Source organism: Streptomyces solitudinis (genome assembly GCF_036323765.1).
In the GTDB taxonomy this organism is placed as follows: Bacteria; Actinomycetota; Actinomycetes; order Streptomycetales; family Streptomycetaceae; genus Streptomyces.
Genome location: NZ_JAZDCW010000005.1, coordinates 368,111 through 386,288 on the forward strand (window position 1 = coordinate 368,111; position 18,178 = coordinate 386,288).

At 77.0% G+C, this 18,178-nt stretch carries 18 protein-coding genes and 1 pseudogene; 9 read left to right on the forward strand and 10 right to left on the reverse strand.

Annotated features, from left to right (window positions below):
• Positions 1-28: 28 nt before the first annotated feature.
• Positions 29-868: pseudogene (locus V1J52_RS15740) on the reverse strand (DUF3027 domain-containing protein).
• 392 nt (positions 869-1,260) lie between these two features.
• On the opposite strand from V1J52_RS15740, the gene V1J52_RS15745 reads away from it, so the two are divergent.
• The 4 genes from V1J52_RS15745 (at position 1,261) to V1J52_RS15760 (ending at position 4,886) form a co-directional block, all read left to right on the forward strand.
• Positions 1,261-2,613: an MFS transporter gene (locus V1J52_RS15745; protein ID WP_330140588.1), complete on the forward strand. Its 1,353-nt coding sequence runs from the start codon at positions 1,261-1,263 to the stop codon at positions 2,611-2,613.
• A gap of 27 nt (positions 2,614-2,640) precedes the next feature.
• Complete coding sequence (locus V1J52_RS15750) at positions 2,641-3,156, forward strand: DUF2771 domain-containing protein (RefSeq protein WP_330140424.1); 516 nt, start codon at positions 2,641-2,643, stop codon at positions 3,154-3,156.
• Positions 3,157-3,163: 7 nt separating this feature from the next.
• Positions 3,164-3,955: a futalosine hydrolase gene (locus V1J52_RS15755; protein WP_330140425.1), complete on the forward strand. Its 792-nt coding sequence runs from the start codon at positions 3,164-3,166 to the stop codon at positions 3,953-3,955.
• A 94-nt stretch (positions 3,956-4,049) separates the two neighbouring features.
• Entirely contained in the window at positions 4,050-4,886 is an 837-nt protein-coding gene (locus V1J52_RS15760) for a 1,4-dihydroxy-6-naphtoate synthase (RefSeq protein ID WP_443075843.1), read from the forward strand.
• Positions 4,887-4,946: 60 nt separating this feature from the next.
• On the opposite strand, the gene V1J52_RS15765 is transcribed toward V1J52_RS15760, so the two are convergent.
• On the reverse strand, positions 4,947-5,522 hold the full coding sequence (locus V1J52_RS15765) for a DUF488 domain-containing protein (RefSeq protein WP_330140427.1): 576 nt from the start codon (positions 5,520-5,522) through the stop codon (positions 4,947-4,949).
• Between the two features lie 157 nt (positions 5,523-5,679).
• On the opposite strand from V1J52_RS15765, the gene V1J52_RS15770 reads away from it, so the two are divergent.
• Positions 5,680-6,198 carry a hypothetical protein gene (locus tag V1J52_RS15770; RefSeq protein ID WP_330140428.1) on the forward strand — a complete coding sequence of 173 codons (519 nt, stop codon included), beginning with the start codon at positions 5,680-5,682 and terminating at the stop codon, positions 6,196-6,198.
• Between the two features lie 82 nt (positions 6,199-6,280).
• On the opposite strand, the gene V1J52_RS15775 is transcribed toward V1J52_RS15770, so the two are convergent.
• Positions 6,281-6,664 (reverse strand): cold-shock protein, encoded by a 384-nt coding sequence (locus V1J52_RS15775; RefSeq protein ID WP_330140429.1) that lies wholly within the window; start codon positions 6,662-6,664, stop codon positions 6,281-6,283.
• Between the two features lie 202 nt (positions 6,665-6,866).
• On the opposite strand from V1J52_RS15775, the gene V1J52_RS15780 reads away from it, so the two are divergent.
• Positions 6,867-7,163: a hypothetical protein gene (locus V1J52_RS15780; protein ID WP_443075833.1), complete on the forward strand. Its 297-nt coding sequence runs from the start codon at positions 6,867-6,869 to the stop codon at positions 7,161-7,163.
• On the opposite strand, the gene V1J52_RS15785 is transcribed toward V1J52_RS15780, so the two are convergent.
• Both V1J52_RS15785 and V1J52_RS15790 read right to left on the reverse strand, forming a co-directional pair.
• Positions 7,145-7,765: an HAD family hydrolase gene (locus V1J52_RS15785; RefSeq protein WP_330140430.1), complete on the reverse strand. Its 621-nt coding sequence runs from the start codon at positions 7,763-7,765 to the stop codon at positions 7,145-7,147. The genes V1J52_RS15780 and V1J52_RS15785 overlap by 19 nt on opposite strands.
• Before the next feature lie 94 nt (positions 7,766-7,859).
• Complete coding sequence (locus V1J52_RS15790; RefSeq protein ID WP_330140431.1) at positions 7,860-8,960, reverse strand: hypothetical protein; 1,101 nt, start codon at positions 8,958-8,960, stop codon at positions 7,860-7,862.
• 40 nt (positions 8,961-9,000) lie between these two features.
• Here V1J52_RS15790 and V1J52_RS15795 point away from each other — a divergent pair, with 40 nt between their 5' ends.
• Together V1J52_RS15795 and V1J52_RS15800 are read left to right on the forward strand one after the other, a co-directional pair.
• On the forward strand, positions 9,001-11,505 hold the full coding sequence (locus V1J52_RS15795) for a helicase-associated domain-containing protein (RefSeq protein ID WP_330140432.1): 2,505 nt from the start codon (positions 9,001-9,003) through the stop codon (positions 11,503-11,505).
• Positions 11,506-11,904: 399 nt separating this feature from the next.
• The gene (locus V1J52_RS15800; protein ID WP_330140433.1) at positions 11,905-12,204 is read left to right on the forward strand and encodes a DUF6355 family natural product biosynthesis protein; all 300 of its coding nucleotides are present in this window, start codon (positions 11,905-11,907) and stop codon (positions 12,202-12,204) included.
• Between the two features lie 91 nt (positions 12,205-12,295).
• Here V1J52_RS15800 and V1J52_RS15805 read toward each other — a convergent pair whose 3' ends face one another.
• Genes V1J52_RS15805 through V1J52_RS15825 form a run of 5 tightly spaced genes read right to left on the reverse strand, consistent with a single transcriptional unit; the run spans position 12,296 to position 16,335 of the window.
• Complete coding sequence (locus V1J52_RS15805; RefSeq protein WP_330140434.1) at positions 12,296-13,357, reverse strand: serine hydrolase domain-containing protein; 1,062 nt, start codon at positions 13,355-13,357, stop codon at positions 12,296-12,298.
• Positions 13,354-14,313 carry a DUF6895 family protein gene (locus V1J52_RS15810; protein ID WP_330140435.1) on the reverse strand — a complete coding sequence of 320 codons (960 nt, stop codon included), beginning with the start codon at positions 14,311-14,313 and terminating at the stop codon, positions 13,354-13,356. The genes V1J52_RS15805 and V1J52_RS15810 overlap by 4 nt, the downstream gene beginning before the upstream one ends.
• Complete coding sequence (locus V1J52_RS15815) at positions 14,310-15,299, reverse strand: DUF6895 family protein (RefSeq protein WP_330140436.1); 990 nt, start codon at positions 15,297-15,299, stop codon at positions 14,310-14,312. Before V1J52_RS15815 ends, V1J52_RS15810 begins: the two co-directional genes overlap by 4 nt.
• Entirely contained in the window at positions 15,296-16,090 is a 795-nt protein-coding gene (locus tag V1J52_RS15820) for a hypothetical protein (RefSeq protein ID WP_330140437.1), read from the reverse strand. The genes V1J52_RS15815 and V1J52_RS15820 overlap by 4 nt, the downstream gene beginning before the upstream one ends.
• A gap of 11 nt (positions 16,091-16,101) precedes the next feature.
• Complete coding sequence (locus V1J52_RS15825) at positions 16,102-16,335, reverse strand: hypothetical protein (RefSeq protein ID WP_443075834.1); 234 nt, start codon at positions 16,333-16,335, stop codon at positions 16,102-16,104.
• 179 nt (positions 16,336-16,514) lie between these two features.
• Between V1J52_RS15825 and V1J52_RS15830 the strand changes: the two genes are divergently transcribed.
• The gene (locus V1J52_RS15830) at positions 16,515-18,158 is read left to right on the forward strand and encodes a DNA repair helicase XPB (protein ID WP_330140591.1); all 1,644 of its coding nucleotides are present in this window, start codon (positions 16,515-16,517) and stop codon (positions 18,156-18,158) included.
• Positions 18,159-18,178: the final 20 nt, after the last annotated feature.

The window sequence follows — 18,178 nt, forward strand, 5'->3', positions numbered from 1 at the left end:
AGGCCGCCCGCCTGGGGCCCGGGCGCGGTCAGTCGCCGGTTTCGCCGTGCTCGGTGCCGGTGGCCGGGTCCGCGGGCGTGGCGTGCAGCGGGAGCGCGTCGACGCGGGTCTCGTCGATGACCGGCGGCGCGGGCCGCGGCGGCTTGGGCATGACGGCGGCCTCCGAGTGCCCGCCGCAGCCGTAGCCGAAGGACACCACGCGTCCGTCCGCCGGGGCGTACTCGTTCGCGCACACCCCGAACGCCTGGCGCAGGGAGCCGGAGAGCGGCACGAGGAAGCCGCACGTCTGGCAGGACGCGGGGGCGGCCTGGGCCATCGGCGTGCGCGGGCCGAAGCCGTCCTCCCAGCGTTCGGCCGCCAGGTGCAGCCCCAGCCGGGACAGGACGCGGGCGCGGCCCATGCCCAGTTCCTCGGCGAACCCCCCGATGTCGGCCCGCTGCGGAGTGGCCGGTTCCTCCTACGCGACGACGGAGTCCGGCGGCGGTGCGTCCTCGCCGGTGAAGCCCGGTTCCAGGCGCAGGTCGTCGGACTCGGTGGGCAGCAGGTCGCCGGTGCCCAGGTCCCCGGGGCGCAGCCGTTCGCTCCAGGGCACCCATGCGGGTGCGAGCACGGCGTCCGGCCCCGGCAGGAGCACCGTCTCGTCCAGCGTGACGAGGCGGGCGCGGGAGGCGCGGGCGACGGTGACGGCCCAGCGCCATCCCCGGTAGCCGAACTCCTGGCACTCGAAGAGGTGGGTGACGACCCGGTCGCCGTCGGCGACGGCACCGAGGTAGTCGCCGACCGCGCCGGGACCGGCGGCCTCCACGGCCGCCTCCCGGGCGAGCTCGACTGCCTCGGCGCACAGCCGGTCGGGGGTACGGCTTCGCATCGCAGCACTCACAAGAATCGTCTCTTCCTACGCCATGTCGCGCCTGCGCGCACGGCGGGACCGGACGTTCACCGCGAGGGGGGACGGAGCGGACCGGTGGGCCGCTGCGACGTCTCCGCGCGGGGTGGGACACCGGGGAATGCCATGCGGGGCGCGCTGTGCTCCCACGCTACCCCACAGCTGCCCGGTGGCGCCCTTGGCCCGCTGCGGTGCAGCTCCCGTTCAACCGGCGGCCACTGGGGCACACTGACGGGGTGACTGACGACGTGGGCGGCGCGAGGGTGTCGGAGCGGCCCGGCCGTCGCGAGCGGCCGGAGGGGCCGGGTGCAGGGCCGGGCGGCGGATCGGGCACGGAGGCACGCGGCGGGCCGCAGGGCCGCGTCCGCCGCTCCGTGCGCGGCCTGGGACGCGCCGTGCACCGGCCGCCGGCCGCGCTGGGCCGGGGCATCCGCCGTGCCACGCACGCGCAGGGCGCGGGCGAGTCGGGGCTCGGCAAGCTCACCGAGCTGCACATGATCAACTCCGCCGGCGACATGCTGATCACCATGGCGCTGGCGTCCACCGTCTTCTTCGCCGTGCCGACGGGTGAGGCGCGCGGCCGGGTGGCGCTCTACCTGGCGGTCACCCTGGCGCCGTTCGTGCTGCTGGCGCCTGTGATCGGCCCGCTCCTGGACCGCGTCCCGCACGGCCGCAGGGCGGCGATGGCGGCGACGATGCTGGGCCGGGCGCTCCTCGCGCTCCTGCTGACCGGCGTGGTGGCGGACGGCGGCCTCGCGCTGTACCCGGCGGCGCTGGGCGTGCTCGTCGGGTCCAAGGCGTACAACATCGTGCGGTCCGCCGTGGTGCCCCGGCTGCTGCCGCCCAGGGTCGCCCTGGTGAAGGCGAACTCGCGGGTGACGCTGGCAGGACTGCTGGCCACCGGGGCCGCGGCGCCCGTCGGCGCCGGGCTGCACCAGATCGGGCCGCAGTGGCCTCTGTACGGGGCGTTCGCCGTCTTCGTCGTCGGCCTGTTCCTCGCCTTCACGCTGCCGCACCACGTGGACTCGGCCAAGGGTGAGCACAAGGCGCGGCTCGCCGCGGCCGCCGGTGAGGACGAGCCGTGGATGGCCCGGCACAGCCCGGGGCACGACCGCCGCGCCGCGCGCCGCCCGGGGCTGCGGACGGTCGGGGCCTCCGTGCTGAACGGGCTGGTGGCCAACTCGTCGGTGCGGGCGCTGTCCGGTTTCCTCACCTTCTTCCTGGCCTTCCTGCTGCGCGAGCATCCCCTGGACGGGCGCAGCGCGGCCTTCTCCCTGGCGGTGGCGGTGGCCGCGGCCGGCGCCGGCAACGCGCTGGGCACCTCCGTGGGCGCCTGGCTGCGGGCCCGGGCACCCGAGGTGATCATCGCCATCGTGCTCGTGCTGGCGCTGGTGGCGACGGTCGCGGCGGCCGTGCGGTTCGGGCTGGTCACGGTGGCCGCCGTGGCGGCGTGCGCCGGATCGTGCCAGGCGCTGGCCAAGCTGTCCCTCGACGCGCTGATCCAGCGGGACGTACCCGAACAGGTGCGCACGTCGGCGTTCGCCCGCTCCGAGACGCTGGTGCAGATGTCGTGGGTGGCCGGAGGGGCGGTGGGCATCCTGCTGCCGCTCAACGGGACGCTGGGCATGTCCGTGGGAGCGTGCCTGGTCGCGGCCGGGGCCGTCGCCACCGTGCGGGGTCTGCTGGCCGCCGCGCGCCGCGGCACGCCGCACCCCCGCGTCGCGTGAGGGAGCGGGGGCGATAGCCTGCCCACCATGACCAGCATGCTCCCTGGGGCCCGGGGCCGCCGAGTCCGGACCGCCGCGGCCGCCGGCGCCGCCTGTTTCGCGCTCGTCGCGCTGTCCGCCTGCGAGAAGCCGACGCCGGTTTCGACGATCACCGTCGGCTCCGACAGCGTCCACACCGAGGCCGCCTGCTACAACGAGGGCAAGAAGCTCGGTCAGGAGGAGCTGAACAAGTGCCTGGAGGAGGGCGACGACGTCACGACGATCGACGTCCCCCGCGGCCGTGACATCAGCTTCGGCGTCGAGCCGGACATCGCCGAGCGCGGCTGGCAGGTGTGGCTCGGCGGCCGTCCGCTGACGGCCTACGAGGAGACGACGTTCCAGTCGCTCCCGGGTGACGAGCTGCTCCGCTACGCCCAGCAGACCTCGCAGACCGGCGAGGTGCCCGAGACGCTGGACGTCGCCATCGTCGAGGCCACGCAGGGCACCGCCGACGAGCAGCCGGGCTACTACGGCGTCTGGCGCTTCGAGCTGAAGACCGGCTGACGGTTCCTTGACCGCGCGCGTCCTCGTCGTCACCGCCGTGCCCGCCGAGCGGGACGCGGTGGCGCGTGCCGCGTCCGGCGGCCCCGGCGCGGCCCCCGGGCAGGGGGACGGCGGGCCGGGCCGGGACGGCGGGCCGCACGGGGACGTGCGGCGGACGGACGTCCTCGGCCGGGAGCTGCACCGCCTCCGCCCGCACGGCGCGCCGGGCACGCTCTGGGACGTGCTGGCCGCCGGGGTCGGACCGGCCGCCGCCGCGTCCGGCGCCGCGACGGCGCTGACCGCCGCCGCCCTGGCGGGACGGCCCTACGCGCTGGTGGTCTCCGCCGGGATCGGCGGCGGCTTCCCCGGCGCGGTCGCGCCCGGCGGTACCGCGGTGGCCTCGGCCGTCGTCGCCGCCGACCTGGGCGCGCGGACGCCCGAGGGCTTCCTGCCGGTGACGGAGCTGGGCTTCGGCACCGGCGCGCACCACCCGCCCGCCGCGCTGGCCCGCGCCGTGGCGGAGGCCGCCGGCGGCGTGCTCGGGCCCGTCCTGACCGTCTCCACCGTCACCGGCACCGCGGCGGACGCCGCCGAGCTGGTCCGGCGGCATCCCGGCGCGGTGGCGGAGGCGATGGAGGGCTTCGGGGTGGCGGAGGCCGCCGCCGCGCACGGCGTGCCGGTGCTGGAGGTGCGCACGGTCTCGAACGCGGTGGGGCCGCGCGACCGGGCGGCCTGGCGCATCCCCGAGGCGCTGGCCGCGCTGACCGGAACGTTCCGGGCGACCGCGCCCGTGCTGGAGGGCTGGCTGACCGATGACTGAACCGCACACGGCCGACGGCCACGCAGGATCGCGGCCTGACGGATCGCGGCCTGGCGGGACGCCGTCTGACGGGCCGCCGCCCGCGAGGCTGCGCATCGCCTACTCGCCGTGCCCCAACGACACGTTCGTCTTCCACGCCTGGGCGCACGGGCTGGTGCCCGGCGCGCCCGCGCTGGACGTGACCTTCGCGGACATCGACGTCACCAACGGGCTCGCCGAGCGGGGCGCCGACTGCCCCTTCGACGTCCTGAAGATCTCCTACGCGCAGCTCCCGTACGTAGCGGACGACTTCGCGCTGCTGCCGGCCGGCGGCGCGCTGGGCCGGGGCTGCGGTCCGCTGGTGCTCACCCGGGAGCCGGGCGTCGCGCTGACCGGGCGCCGTGTCGCCGTGCCCAGTGAGCGCTCCACCGCGTACCTGCTGTTCCGGCTGTGGGCGGCGGCCGAAGTGCCCGGCGGCGTCGGGGAGATCGTGGTGCTGCCGTTCCACGAGATCATGCCCGCCGTCCGGGACGGCGCGGTGGACGCCGGGCTCGTCATCCACGAGGCGCGCTTCACCTACCACCACTTCGGGCTGCACCGGCTCGCCGACATGGGCGAGCACTGGGAGCGCACGACGGGCCTTCCCATCCCGCTGGGCGCGATCGTCGCCCGGCGCTCGCTGGGCCCGGCCACGCTGGCGGCGTGCACCGACGCCGTGCGCGCCTCGGTGCGCCGGGCGTGGGACGACCCGGACGCGTCCCGCGAGTACGTCCGGGAGCACGCGCAGGAGATGGACGAGGCGGTGGCCGGGCAGCACATCGGCCTGTACGTCAACGAGTTCACCGCGGACCTCGGGGAGGACGGCCACGGCGCCGTCCGGGCGCTGCTCACCCGGGCCGCGGCCGAGTCCCTGGTGCCCCCGGTCCGGCCGGACGCCCTGCGCCTGCCCTGAGCCGGTGCCGGGCGCCGGGCGGTCAGGGGCGCCGGGCCGGGGGCGGCCGGGGCCGGGGCGTCACGTCCGGTCGTAGACGAGGAGGCCGTCGGCGCGGAGGCGGGCCCCCGGGGTCGGGCGGTGGCCGGTCAGCCGGCCGTCGTGCATGAGGTGCCGGACGGGCGTGGCGCGGGCCAGGACGGCGAAGTCGGCGATGATCCGCCGGTGGCAGCGCCACCACACCGACTCCGCGCACATGACGGCCGTCCGCCGCTCCGCCGCCTGCCGCAGCAGCTCGTCCGCCGCCGCGACGAAGGCGGGGTCCCGGGTGTACCCGGCGTAGCCGCGGAACGAGGCGTTCTCCCAGAAGACGTCGGGTGAACCGGGCGCCGCCTTCCGGAAGCCGCCCAGCCGCTCCTCCCACCGGTAGGCGAGGCCTGCCTCCGGCATCCACTGCCGCAGCGCCGCACGTCCGGCGTCCGGGTTGCGACGGCTGCCCGGCGCCGTCCGCACGTCGACCACGGCCGCCACGTCCGCATCCCGCAGGAGGGCCGTCAGCGCGGCGCGCGGCGCCGTGCCGTGCCCGAACGTCAGCAGGGGCAGCGGCACGTCCGGGTGAATTCCGTCCTCGGTGGCGGCGGGGTCGGAAGAGCGCATGGGACCGAGTGTGCCCGGCGTCGCCGCCGGTGCCACTCGTGTCCGCCGGACGGCGGTGCGTCCCGCCGCCGCCGGTGCGCCCCCGCGCGCCGTGTGACGGCGGCGGCGGGACGCGCACAATGGTGGGAAACCAGCCCGCGACGGATCAGGTGTGCCCGTGCCCGACAGCTCCGCTCCCCCGACCGCCCGCGTGGTCGCCGACCTCCGCGGCTTCCTCGACGGAGCCGCCGAGCGGGGCCGGGGAGCGTTGTGGCGGCTGGCCGAACCGGAACGCGGCCTGGACGCGAACTGCGTCCGTCTGGCCCCGGGCGCCGAGGTCGCGGAGCACGTCGAGAACACCGTGGACGTCCTGCTGCTCGTCCTGTCCGGCGACGGCCACCTCACCGGCGGCGGCGGGCGCCTCGCGTTGTCCGCCCACACGGTGGCGTGGCTGCCGCGCGGGGCGCGGCGCTCCCTGCGCGCGGGCGCGGACGGGCTGCTCTGCCTGACCGTCCACACCCGCCGTCCCGGCCTGACGATCACGCGGGCCGCGCCCGGCGTCCCGGAGCGCGCCGAGGACGGGGAAGGCGGCGAGGAGGCGTGCCTGCTCCACCGCGTCTGCCCCGGATGCGGACGGCTGTCCGGCAACGCGTCGGCCCGCTACTGCGACCGGTGCGGGCACGCCCTGGAGGGCTGATCCCGGCGCCCCGGCGGCCCCGGACGGCCGGACGGCCCGCAGCCCCGGACGGCCGGGGACGCACCGGCCGTCCGGGCCGCCGTCACACGTCGAGCTGGTCGGCCACGGCCCGCAGCATGCCCGCGATCTTGTGCCCGTGCTGCCGGTCCGGGTACCGGCCGCGTTCGAGCTGCTGCGAGACGCCGTCGAGCAGCGTGGTGAGGTCCTGCACGATGGAGGCCAGCTCGTCGGGCTTGCGGCGCTGGGCGGCGGCCACGGACGGGGCCGGGTCGAGCAGTGTCAGGGAGAGCGCCTGGTCGCCCCGCTGCCCGGCGACGACTCCGAACTCCACCCGCTGGCCCGGTTTGAGCGCGGTGACGCCGCTCGGCAGCACGGAGGAGTGGACGAAGACGTCGCCGCCGTCGTCGCGGGCGAGGAAGCCGAAGCCCTTCTCGCTGTTGAACCACTTGACCTTGCCGGTAGGCACGTCTGTCCTCGTCCTCGCACTCGTGTGGCAGCCGGCTGGATGGCAGGGACCGGCTCTCGCATAGCACTCGGCGGGTCACCCCCTGACCCGCCGTACCCAAGATTAATGTCCCTGCGCCCGGTGACAAGACGGTGTCGGAACGTCAGCACCGCGCCGCCGTCCGGGCTGCCGGGCGTGCCCGCCACCGGCTTACCCTGGACGGGTGAGCACTACACCAGCCCCGCCCTCCCCCGGCCCCCGCCACCCCGCCGAGCCCGGCGGCGACCCGCGCCGCGCCGGTGACCTGCTGGTCCGCTTCGGCGGCGGCGTCTTCGCGCTCGGCGCCGTGGCGACCCTCATCACCTTCGTGCCGCTCTTCCTGGGCACCGAGCCGTTCCCGCCGCCCGCGTACTTCCTGTCGATGCTGATGGGCGCCGGTTTCGCGCTGGCCGGTGCGGGCTTCCTGCGCTCGCTGGCCGCCCAGCGCCGGGAGGTGCGCCGTCAGGCGGCGGACGCGTAGCGCTCCAGCCAGGCGGGGAACGCGGTGAGGTCGGGCAGCACGACGTCGGCGCCCGCCGCGCGCAGCTCCGCCGCCGGGCACGGCCCGGTGACGACGGCGACGGACAGGGCGCCGGCCGCGCGGGCGCCGCGCACGTCCCCGGTGTGGTCGCCGACGTAGACGGCCGCGCCGTGCGCGCGCAGCGCCTCCGCCTTGGCCTCGGCCCAGCGGGACCCGGCGACGGCGTCGGCCGCGAGCCGCAGGTGGTCCAGGTGCAGCTTCGCGTTCGGCTCGTGCTTGGCGGTGACGACGACCGAGAGCCCGCCGTGCGCCCGCACGGCTGCCAGCGCCTCGCGCGCGCCGGGCATCGCCGTCGTGGGGCCGATGGCGTGGACGACGTAGAGCCGCCGGTAGCGGTCGGCGACGGCGGGGATGTCGGCGGCCGGGAACCAGTGCGCCAGCTCCGTCTCCAGCGGCGGCCCGAGACGGCTGACGGCCAGCGCGCTGTCGATGTACGTGCCCGTCTCGGCGGAGAGGGCGTCGTAGGTGGCCCTGATGCCGGGCCGGGAGTCGATCAGGGTCATGTCGAGGTCGAAGCCGACGGCCTCGGGGTACGCGGACATGGCCCCATGGTCCCAGGGCGCGCCGGGCCGGACGCCGCCGGGCGGGGCGGACGTCCGGTGGGAGCCGCGGGCCGGTGGTGCGGGCGGGCCGCCGTCAGCCGCCCGCGGGACGGCGGGCGCGCCACAGCAGGAACAGCGCCGAGGCGAGTGCGGCGGCGCGCACCAGCCACGGGTACGTCTCGTCGAGCACCTCCCGCATGCCGCCCTCGGCGATGGGCTCGCCCCAGCGTCCGCCCGCGCGGCCCCACAGCCACACGACCGCAGCGCCGGCCACCGTGCCCGGCATGCCCAGCACCGCCCACTTGCGCTCGGCGAGCTGGAGCCGGGGCGACCACCAGGCCAGCAGCCAGCCGGCGCCCAGCGCGATGAACGAACCGGTCACCGTGCCCGCGACGAGCGCGAGCGCGGCGAGCAGTTCCACGGGGCCGCCGGCCCGGGGTATGCCGGGGACCTTGGCGGCCTTCTCCTCCACGTTCCCGGCCGCCCGGCGCAGCCGCCGCAGCCGCCGTCGCCGCGCGGGGGGCGCGGCGTCCGCGCGCGGCGCCTCCTGCTCGACGGCGGCGGGCGGCGCGGCGTCCTGCTCGCGGGCGGACCGCGCGTCGGCGGACTGTGCACCGGGGGACTGCGGGGGCAGGAGCCGTCGCGGCTCACCGTCCTTGCCGGGGGGCCGCAGCATCTCGGGGACCTCGATGCCGCCGGTGAAGCCCGGCACCTCGCCGCCACCGGTCTCGGTGACCGGGCCGTCGCGCCACCACTCCAGGTCCTGCCCGGCCGCCGACAGCTCGTCCAGACCGGCCAGGTGCGGAGGCGAGGCACCGCTGTCCGGCACCTCGGAGCCGGTGGCCGGGGACGGGGCCGGGACCGCCTGTGCGGATGCGCCGGGGGACGGGCCGCGCCACCGGCCCCGGCGCCCCGGCCCGCCGCGCCGGCCCAGCGGGCCGGGCGGCCGCGGCTCGGGCAGCGCCCCGGTGGAGTCCGCCGCGGCCACCACGTCCTCCGGGCGGCCGAAGCTGCGCAGGATGCGCCGCACCTCGGCGGCGGACTCGGTGCCGCCCGGCGACCGCATCCGGTCGATGCCGGTGCGCAACTCCCCCACCAGCCGGGCTCGTTCGGCGGCCGTCATCGTCGTCCCGTGTGCCAGATCCCCGACCCGGCTCAGGTAGTCGAAGACCAGCTTCTCGCTCTCGATCCCCACGCACCGACCGTACCGCGCCGGGGCCGGTACCGTGGGACGGATGACCAGTGAGACCGGTACGCCGCGCACCCTCGCCGAGGAGTTGCGCGGGCGGCCTGACGACGCGCTCGCGGCCCTGCTGCACGCCCGGCCCGACCTCCTCTCACCGGTCCCCGGCGACCTCACCCAGCTCGCCACCCGGGCCGCCACCCGCGCCTCGGTGACGCGCGCGCTGGAACGGACGGACCGCTTCACCCTCCAAGTGGCCCAGGCCCTCGCGGTGGCCCCCGACCCGTGCCCGCTGCCCGCGCTGACCGCCCTGCTGCCCGGCGGCGAGGACGCGCTGCCCGGCGCGCTGGCCGCCCTGCGCGCCCGCGCCCTGGTGTGGGGCGCGGACGCGCAGCTCCGCCTCGTGCGCACCGCCAGGGAACTGCTCGCGCCCTCGGCCGCCACCCCCTCGCCCACCGGCCTCGGACCCACCCTGGCCGAGGCCGCCTCCGGGATGTCCCCCGGCCGCGTCCAGGAACTGCTGGCGGCCGCCGGACTCCCGGCCACCCACGACGCGGTCAGCGGCACCGCCGCGCTCACCGCGCTGTTCACCGACCGCGCGCGCATGGCCGCGCTCCTCGCCCGGGCACCCGCCGACGCCGCCGCGCTGCTCGACCGGCTCGTGTGGGGCCCGCCGTACGGGACGCTGGGCTCCGACGCGTCCGGCGGCGCCTCCCCGCCGGTGCGCTGGCTGCTGGACCGGGGGCTGCTGATGCCCGCCGGGGGACGCGTCGTCGTCCTGCCCCGCGAGGCCGCCCTGCACCTGCGGGGCGGGCGGGCCCACCGCGAGCTGGAACCCCGCGCGCCGCGGGTGGAACCGCACCGGACGCACCCGCCCGCCACGGTGGACGCCACCGCCGCGGGCCAGGCGTTCGCCGCCCTCGGCACCGTCGAGGAACTGCTGACCGCGTGGGAGGCCGCGCCGCCGCCGGTCCTGCGCGCGGGCGGACTCGGGGTGCGCGAGCTGAAGCGCACCGCCGCCGCCCTGGACCGCACCGGGCCGCAGACCGCGTTCTGGGTCGAACTCGCCTACACCGCCGGGCTGCTGGCCTCCGACGGCGAGCCCGACGAACGGTACGCGCCGACACCGGCCGCCGACGCCTGGCGGGACGCGCCGCCGCAGGAGCGCTGGGCCGCGCTCGTCACCGCCTGGCGCGCCGCGACCCGGGTGCCGGGACTCGCCGGGGGCCGGGACGCCAAGGGCCGGGCGCTGGCGGTGCTGGGTCCCGGCCTGGACCGGACCGGCGCGCCCGGCCTGCGCCGCCGCGTGCTGGAGCTGCTCGCCGCGCTGCCGCCCGGCGCCGTCCCGGACGAGGCCGCCGTGCTGGCGCGGCTGCGCTGGGAACGGCCGCTGCGCGGAACCGAGGAACTGCGCGCCCGGCTGTGCGCCGCGACCCTGGCCGAGGCGGAACTGCTCGGCCTCACGGGACGGGGCGCCCTCGCCGGGTACGCCCGCCCGCTGGCAGCCGCGGAACCGGACGGCGGGGGCGGAGCCGGCGGGGACGGAGCCGGCGGGGGCGCGGAGGAGGCGGCCGGAGCCGGGCGGGCCGGAGGCGGGCGGGCCGCGGAGGCGGCGGCGGTGGAGGCGGCCGCCGGAGGGCTGGCCCCGCTGCTGCCGGAACCGCTGGACCACGTCCTGCTCCAGGCCGACCTCACCGCCGTCGCCCCGGGACCGCTGCGCCAGCCCCTCGCCGACGCGCTGGCGGTGCTGGCCGACGTGGAGTCCAAGGGCGCCGCGACGGTGTACCGCTTCACGCCCGGCTCCGTCCGCCGGGCGCTGGACGCGGGGCGCAGCGCCGCCGACCTGCACGCCTTCCTCGCCGCCCACGCGCGCACGCCGGTGCCGCAGCCGCTCACGTACCTGATCGACGACGTCGCCCGGCGGCACGGAATCCTGCGGGTGGGCGGCGCGTCGGCCTACGTGCGCTGCGACGACGACGCCCTGCTCGCCGAGGTCATGGCCGACCGGCGCTCGGCGCCACTGGGCCTGCGCCTGCTGGCCCCCACTGTGCTCGCGGCCACCGCCGACCCGGGCCTGCTGCTGGAGCGGCTGCGCGAGATGGGGTACGCCCCGGCGGCCGAGTCGGCGGACGGGGACGTGCTGATCACCCGCGCCGCCGCGCACCGCACCCCGCCCCGGGCCGCCCCCGAGCCCGTGCCCGACGGCCCGCCCCGGCCCGACGGGACGCTGCTGGCCGCCGCCGTGCGGGCCATCCGCGCCGGTGACATGGCCGCGACCGCCCCGCACCGCCCGCACCGGGGCGGCGCGGCGCCGGCGGGCGGCGGGCTGCCCCGCACCGCGGCGGCCGAGACCCTCGCCACGATGCAGTCGGCCGTGCTGACGGGGACGGCCGTGTGGATCGGCTACGTCAACGCCGACGGCGCGGCGAGCCAGCGGGTGATCGCTCCCGTCCGGGTGGAGGGCGGCTTCGTCACCGCCTACGACCACACGGCCGACGAGGTCCGCACGTTCCCCCTGCACCGGGTCACCGGCGTCGCCGAACTCGCCGACGAGTAGCCGAAACCGCGTCGGCGCCTTCGTATGAGCACAAGCAGGCCAACTCCCGCGGGGTGCGCGCCGCCCTGGGGCGCAGCCGTGCGGTCCCGGGCGGACGGCAGATGGCCGATACCCCGCAGCAGTGATCGGCCAGCGCGAACAATCCGTTCCCGTTCGCACAGGCATGGTCAAAGCCGCGCAGCGTGCCCGGCCGCTTCCTCTGACCGATTACGCCCTGCACAACACACCGGCATGCTCCCTAACGTGGAGTGCGCAGGGCCGGCAGGCACTGCGGACCACACCAACGGGGACAGCACCAGTCGGCGTTCCGAACGTCCGCTAAAGCGAACGACCAACGGCAGGAACGCCGTGCCGTCGCCTCTCCCTGACGATGTCTGGAGGCACACCATGATGCGTTTCATGCGCCACTCCCTCATCAGCGCCGCGTTCGCCGGCGCGCTGCTCGCCGGCGCCGGGGCGGCCACCGCCCACGCGGGAACCACCGCCCAGCCCCCGGCCCCGGCCGGAGCCGAGGCGTGCGGCTACTGGCAGACGTCCGCCGACGCCTGGTACAACCACTGCGCCAAGGACACGCGCGTCGTCATCAACGTGGACGTCAAGTGGGCCAGCGACTACACCAAGTGCGTCGGCCCGGGGAACACCTACCTGGGCAGCACGAGCAGCATCCGCGGCGCCTGGTACGTCGGCCGCACCTGCTGAACCTGGGCGGTCACCCCCGCCCCCGCCGTTCCGGGCGAACGGCGGGGGCGGGGGCGGGGGCAGCGCACCGCCGGGGGCGGGGGCCGGGGGTTCAGACGTCGGGCGGTGTCGTCAGGAGGTCGTAGGCGAGGGCGCCCAGGGGGCTGCGGGAGGTCCACGGGCGGGTGGCGAGCACGGCCACGGCGGTGCCGGTGGCGGGGCTGAACCCGAGGAACGCCTCCTGGCCCGGAGTCGCGCCCCCGTGGAACAGCACGGGGCCGCACTCCCCCGGGTGCTGGAACCAGGCGAGGGTGTGGGTGCGGCGGCGCACGACGCCCCGGACGAGCCGGGGCACCCGCACGGCACGCAGGGCGTCCGCCAGCGGCGTGCGTCCGGGGTGGAGGTGCGCCTCCAGGTAGGCGAGCAGATCGTGCGGGGTGGCCCGGACGGCACCGGCCGGGGCGAAGCCGCTCATCTCCAGCGGCGGCACGGCGCCGCCGCCCGCGCCGCGGTGTCCCTCGGCGTCGCGGCCCGCCACGCTCGGGTGCAGGCCGGTGCCGGGCAGGCCGAGGGGGGCCAGGACGCGGTCGGTGAGCAGGTCGGTGTAGGAGGTGCCGCTGGTGTGGGCGAGGGCCTGGCCGAGGACGGCGAGACCGAAGCTGGAGTAGTGCCAGCGGGTTCCGGGCGCGTGCCGGGTCCGGGCCCGGGCGAAGGCGTCCAGCAGCAGACCGGTGTCGTAACGCGCGTAGGGGTTGGTGTGCCGGTGCGGCACGGCCTGGCGGTAGAACGTGGCGTCGTGGGGCAGGCGGGGCAGCCCCGCGGTGTGGGTGGCCAGGTGCGTGAGCGTGAGGGCGGTCTGCCTCCGGTGGGCGCCCGGCAGCGGCGGCAGGTGGGCACGCACCGGGTCGTCGGCGCCCAGCCGTCCGGAGCAGGCGAGGTCGGCGAGGAGCAGCCCGGTGTACGTCTTGGTGGCGGAACCGATCTCGTAGCGCAGCCGGGTCCGCTGCCCGGCCGTGCGCGGGCCGTGCCCGCCGGTGGCCACGGTCCGCTCCCCGTCGCGGCTGACGGCGACGACGACGTCGGGGCCGTCCAGGGCGGCCAGCGTCTCCTCGACGCGGGCGGCCAGGGTGGCACGGGCGCGGGGGACGGCGCGGGGGTGCGCGGCGGCCGTCATCCGGCGGTCCCGGAGAGTCGGGCCAGGGCCCGGGAGGTGGCCATGGTGGAGGCGAACGCGGCGACGAGCGTGGGGTGGTAGACGAGGTCGAACAGGTCGGCCGCGTCCTCCGCCTGGGGCTGCCCGCTCCTGATGGGCATGGCGCCGGACGGGTCCTGGGCGGCGGCGAAGCGGCGCCACACGTGCGCGTCGAGCGTCGGGCTCGGCAGGCAGGCGTCCACGACGAGGAGTTCCCCGAGGACGTCCCAGTGCTCGCGGGCGAGCCAGTCCTCCAGCCACACCGGCAGCCACAGGTCCAGGTAGCCGGCGAGGTCGCCGGGGAGGCCGGAGGGGTCGGCGCCCCAGCGGGTGAGGTGGAAGACGGTATGGGTCACGTCGTAGGCGATGTGGAAGCTCAGCGTCCAGGGCTCGGGCGTCCGGCCCAGCCAGGTGCGGCGCGCGGCCTCGGCCACCGGGACGCTGGGCGCCAGCCCGGCGCGGGCCTCGGTGGCGGCGATGCCCAGCCGCCGCATCGGCAGCACCTCCAGCGCGGCCCAGCTCGTGAGGCCCTGGGAGACGGCGGCGGCCCGCTCGACGGCCGGGTTGGTGTAGCCCAGCTCCTTGAACGGCGTGTAGACCTCCAGCGGCACCGGGCTCAGGGGTTCCTCGCGCTGCATCCACGCCAGCAGGCCGCCGCCGTCCAGCAGGTCGCCCCAGGCGAACTCCAGGAGCTGCCGGGCGAGCGCCGCCTGCCGGGACCCGGCCACGCCCTCGCGGAACAGGGTGGTGCCGATGGCGGCCAGCTCCCCGACGGGCTTGAACCGCTCCTTGATCTCCGGCTCCGGCGTGTCGGTGGCGGGGCGCGGGCGGAAGTGCTCGCGGTGGTCGGCGAGCCACTCCAGAGCGCGCACGCCCACCTCGTGGATGAGGGGCGTGGGCGGCGCGGGCAGCGCGCCGGGGGCGGTCGCGGACGTCACCGGCGGCCTCCTGCGGGAACGGGGGCGGTCGCGGGGGCGGGGGTGCTCGGGGCGCCGGGCGCCGGGCGGGCCAGGGCGAGGGCCGCTGCGGAACCGGCGACGACGGTGGCGTGATAGCAGCCGAGGAACGTCTCGCGGGTGATCTGGCCCCGGGGCGCGGGGCCGCGCTCGGCGTACCCGCCGTCCGGTCCCTGGGCGGCCGCGTACGTCTGCCACTCCGTGTCGGCGGGCAGCGGTTCGGGCAGGCTCGCGCAGACGGCGAGGAGTTCCCCGGCGAGGTCCCAGTGCTCCTCCTCCAGGCAGGCGGCGAGCCAGGCGGGCAGCCAGGCGGTGAGGTAGTCGCACACGGCGGCCGGCAGCCCGGACGGCTGCCGGCCCCAGTCCGTCAGGTGGAAGACGTAGTGGGTGAGCGCGTACCCGGCCCGCGCCTCGAAGGCCCACGGTTCGGGGAGTCCGCCGAGCCAGGTCCGGGCGGCGGCGTCCGGGATGTCGGCGTGCGGGGTGAGTCCGAGGCGGCGCTCGGCGGCCAGGACGGCGAGGGTGCGGGTGGGCAGCAGCTCGGTGCCGCGCCAGTACCGGGTCCCGGCGGCGAAGGCGACGTACCGCTCGACGCCCGCGTGCCGGTACCCCGCCTCGGCGAACGTCGCGTAGATCTCGGCCGGGTGGGTGGCGTACGGCTCCAGCAGGGCGAGGGCGTGCAGCAGCTCGCCCTCGCGGGTCTGCTCCCAGGCGTAGTCGGCGAGGCCGCGCGCGGTGACGTGGGCGGGGCTGCCGGACGCGGTCTCGCGCAGCACGCCCGCGGCGAGCTGCGCCAGCTCCCCGAGCGGTTTCAGCGTGGTGCCGTGGGGGACGTGCGGCGCGGTGACGTCGTCGGGAAGCCGGAAGTGGGCACGGTGCGCGCTGAGCCAGTCCAGCGCACCGTCGCGTACCCGCGTCAGGGCGGGTGCGCTGGGCCGCGGCGCTCCGTGCGGCGCCCCGGCGCTCACGCGCGGCTCCGCGCGGCGGCGGGGCCGCCGTCAGGGGGCCCGCCGTCCGGGAAGCCGCCGCCGGGGGCGCCGTCGTCACGCGCGGCGCGCAGCAGCCGGGCGGCCCGCACCTGGAGCAGGACCCGGGCGTCGGCCCCGCCGAGCTGCTCCACGAAGGCCAGTCCGGCGTCGAGCCCCAGGGTGGGCGGGACGCCGGGCAGCAGCGCGAGCCAGCGGGCGGCGCCCGCGGCCTGCGGCCAGTCCCGGCGGCGGACGGCGCGGACGAAGCTGCGGGCCAGGTCCACCGGACGCCGTGCGGCTTCCTCCCGCAGCGCGCAGTGCACACCGGGCAGCGCCAGGGCGGAGAGCCGGGCGAGGGGGTGGGCCAGCGACGTCCACGGCTCCCGGGCGACCCAGGCGGCGTCGGGCTGCGGCGCCAGGCCGCCGCCGCCCACCCGGTCCAGGGCGGCGCACAGTCCCCAGTGGCTCCAGGCCGTCACCGGAGCGGTGTCGGCGGCCGGGACGTAGGCGGCTCTCGCGGCCTGGGCCAGCGCGAGGTCGGCGGTGGGCACGGGCAGGCCGCGCAGCAGGGCGGGCGCCAGGGCGTCCGCACCCAGCACCCGGAAGGCCGCCACCAGCAGCGGGTCATCCGGGTCGCGCGCGTCGGCGCCGGTGCCGGACGGCCCGCGGCCGTCCTCTGCGGCGGTCCGCTCGGCGATCAGCAGGCGGGCGATCTCGGCGGCCGTCTCCTGCACGACATCCGGCAGCCTGGTGGCCGGGCTGCCGGATGTGGTGTCTGTGGTCTCTCCCACGACTGACCTGCTCAGCCCTTCTTCGGCCGCGGGGCCGGAGGCGCGAGCGCCAGCCCGCCCTGCTTCGCCAGCAGGCCGAGACACTCCGCCGAGTCGCGGAAGATGCCGTCGGCCTCCGCCGGGTTCAGCAAGGAGTCGACATCGTGCGCGAGTGCTTCCCGCGTGACCTGTGTGGTGCGGGTTTCCTCGAGCGGCTGCATTGGATCATCCCCTTCGGATTTATCCGTTTTGCGGCGTATCTTCATTCGAACGCACTTTTGTGACTCTCGCAACAGGAGCCCCCGGCGTCCGGGCGGCACCGCTCGTGGTCCCGGTGGGGGACGATGGAGGGCGGTGCGCCGCCGGTGCGCCCGCCGCTACCGTCAGCCCGTTGAGACCGCAGCAGCCGCCGTGGCCGCCGTCCGCCGTAGCCCTGGAGGGGTTCGTGTCCTGCCTGATCGTCCAGAGCGACAAGACGCTGCTGCTCGAAGTCGACCACGAGCAGGCTGACGCCTGCCGCCGTGCCATCGCCCCGTTCGCCGAGCTGGAGCGGGCGCCGGAGCACATCCACACCTACCGCCTCACCCCGCTCGGCCTGTGGAACGCCCGCGCCGCCGGGCACGACGCCGAGCAGGTGGTCGACGCCCTCGTCACGTACTCCCGCTACCCAGTGCCGCACGCGCTGCTCGTGGACATCGCGGACACGATGGACCGCTACGGGCGCCTGACCCTCAGCAAGCACCCCGCGCACGGCCTGGTGCTCCAGACCACCGACCGGCCCGTGCTGGAGGAGGTGCTGCGCTCCAAGCGCGTCGCCCCGCTGGTCGGCGCGCGCGTCGACCCGGACACCGTCGCCGTCCACCCCTCCGAGCGCGGCCAGATCAAGCAGGCCCTGCTCAAGCTGGGCTGGCCCGCCGAGGACCTGGCCGGGTACATCGACGGCGAGGCCCACGCCATCGACCTCGTCGAGGACGGCTGGTCGCTGCGGCCCTACCAGAAGCAGGCCGTCGAGGGGTTCTGGCACGGCGGCTCCGGCGTCGTCGTCCTCCCCTGCGGAGCGGGCAAGACGCTGGTGGGCGCGGGCGCGATGGCGGAGGCCCGCGCGACGACGCTCATCCTCGTCACCAACACCGTCTCCGCCCGGCAGTGGAAGAGCGAGCTGGTGCGCCGCACCTCGCTCACCGAGGACGAGATCGGCGAGTACAGCGGCACCAGGAAGGAGATCCGCCCCGTCACCATCGCCACCTACCAGGTGCTGACGACGAAGCGGAAGGGCGTCTACCCGCACCTGGAGCTGTTCGACTCCCGGGACTGGGGGCTCATCGTCTACGACGAGGTGCACCTGCTGCCCGCTCCGGTGTTCAAGTTCACCGCCGACCTCCAGGCCCGGCGCCGCCTGGGCCTGACCGCCACCCTGGTCCGCGAGGACGGGCGCGAGTCGGACGTGTTCTCCCTCATCGGCCCCAAGCGGTTCGACGCGCCGTGGAAGGAGATCGAGGCGCAGGGTTACATCGCCCCGGCCGACTGCGTGGAGGTCCGGGTCAGCCTGACGGAGTCCGAGCGGCTGGCCTACGCGACCGCCGAGGCCGAGGACAAGTACCGCTACTGCGCCACGACGCCGTCCAAGCTCCGCGTGACGGAGGCCCTCGTGCGGCGGCACCGCGGCGAGCAGACGCTCGTCATCGGCCAGTACATCGACCAGCTCGACGAGCTGGGCGAGCGCATCGGCGCCCCCGTCATCAAGGGCGACACGAGCAACGCCCAGCGCGAGAAGCTGTTCGGCGCCTTCCGGGCCGGGGAGCTGTCCGTGCTGGTCGTCTCCAAGGTGGCCAACTTCTCCATCGACCTGCCCGAGGCGACGGTGGCCATCCAGGTCTCCGGCACGTTCGGCTCCCGCCAGGAGGAGGCCCAGCGCCTCGGGCGCGTCCTGCGCCCGAAGGCCGACGGGCACGAGGCCCGGTTCTACTCCGTGGTCGCCCGCGACACCGTCGACCAGGACTTCGCCGCCCACCGCCAGCGCTTCCTCGCCGAGCAGGGCTACGCCTACCGCATCGTCGACTCCACCGACCTCCCGGAGGAGGCGGCGTAGCGCGGCCGGAACCGCGCGCG

Coding starts and splice junctions, on each gene's coding strand:
- V1J52_RS15750 (WP_330140424.1), top strand. CDS start 2,641: ATGACCAGCATGCTCCCTGGGGCCCGGGGCCGCCGAGTCCGGACCGCC.
- V1J52_RS15765 (WP_330140427.1), bottom strand. CDS start 5,522: ATGCGCTCTTCCGACCCCGCCGCCACCGAGGACGGAATTCACCCGGAC.
- V1J52_RS15785 (WP_330140430.1), bottom strand. CDS start 7,765: ATGTCCGCGTACCCCGAGGCCGTCGGCTTCGACCTCGACATGACCCTG.
- V1J52_RS15795 (WP_330140432.1), top strand. CDS start 9,001: ATGACCAGTGAGACCGGTACGCCGCGCACCCTCGCCGAGGAGTTGCGC.
- V1J52_RS15800 (WP_330140433.1), top strand. CDS start 11,905: ATGCGCCACTCCCTCATCAGCGCCGCGTTCGCCGGCGCGCTGCTCGCC.
- V1J52_RS15805 (WP_330140434.1), bottom strand. CDS start 13,357: ATGACGGCCGCCGCGCACCCCCGCGCCGTCCCCCGCGCCCGTGCCACC.
- V1J52_RS15825 (WP_443075834.1), bottom strand. CDS start 16,335: ATGAAGATACGCCGCAAAACGGATAAATCCGAAGGGGATGATCCAATG.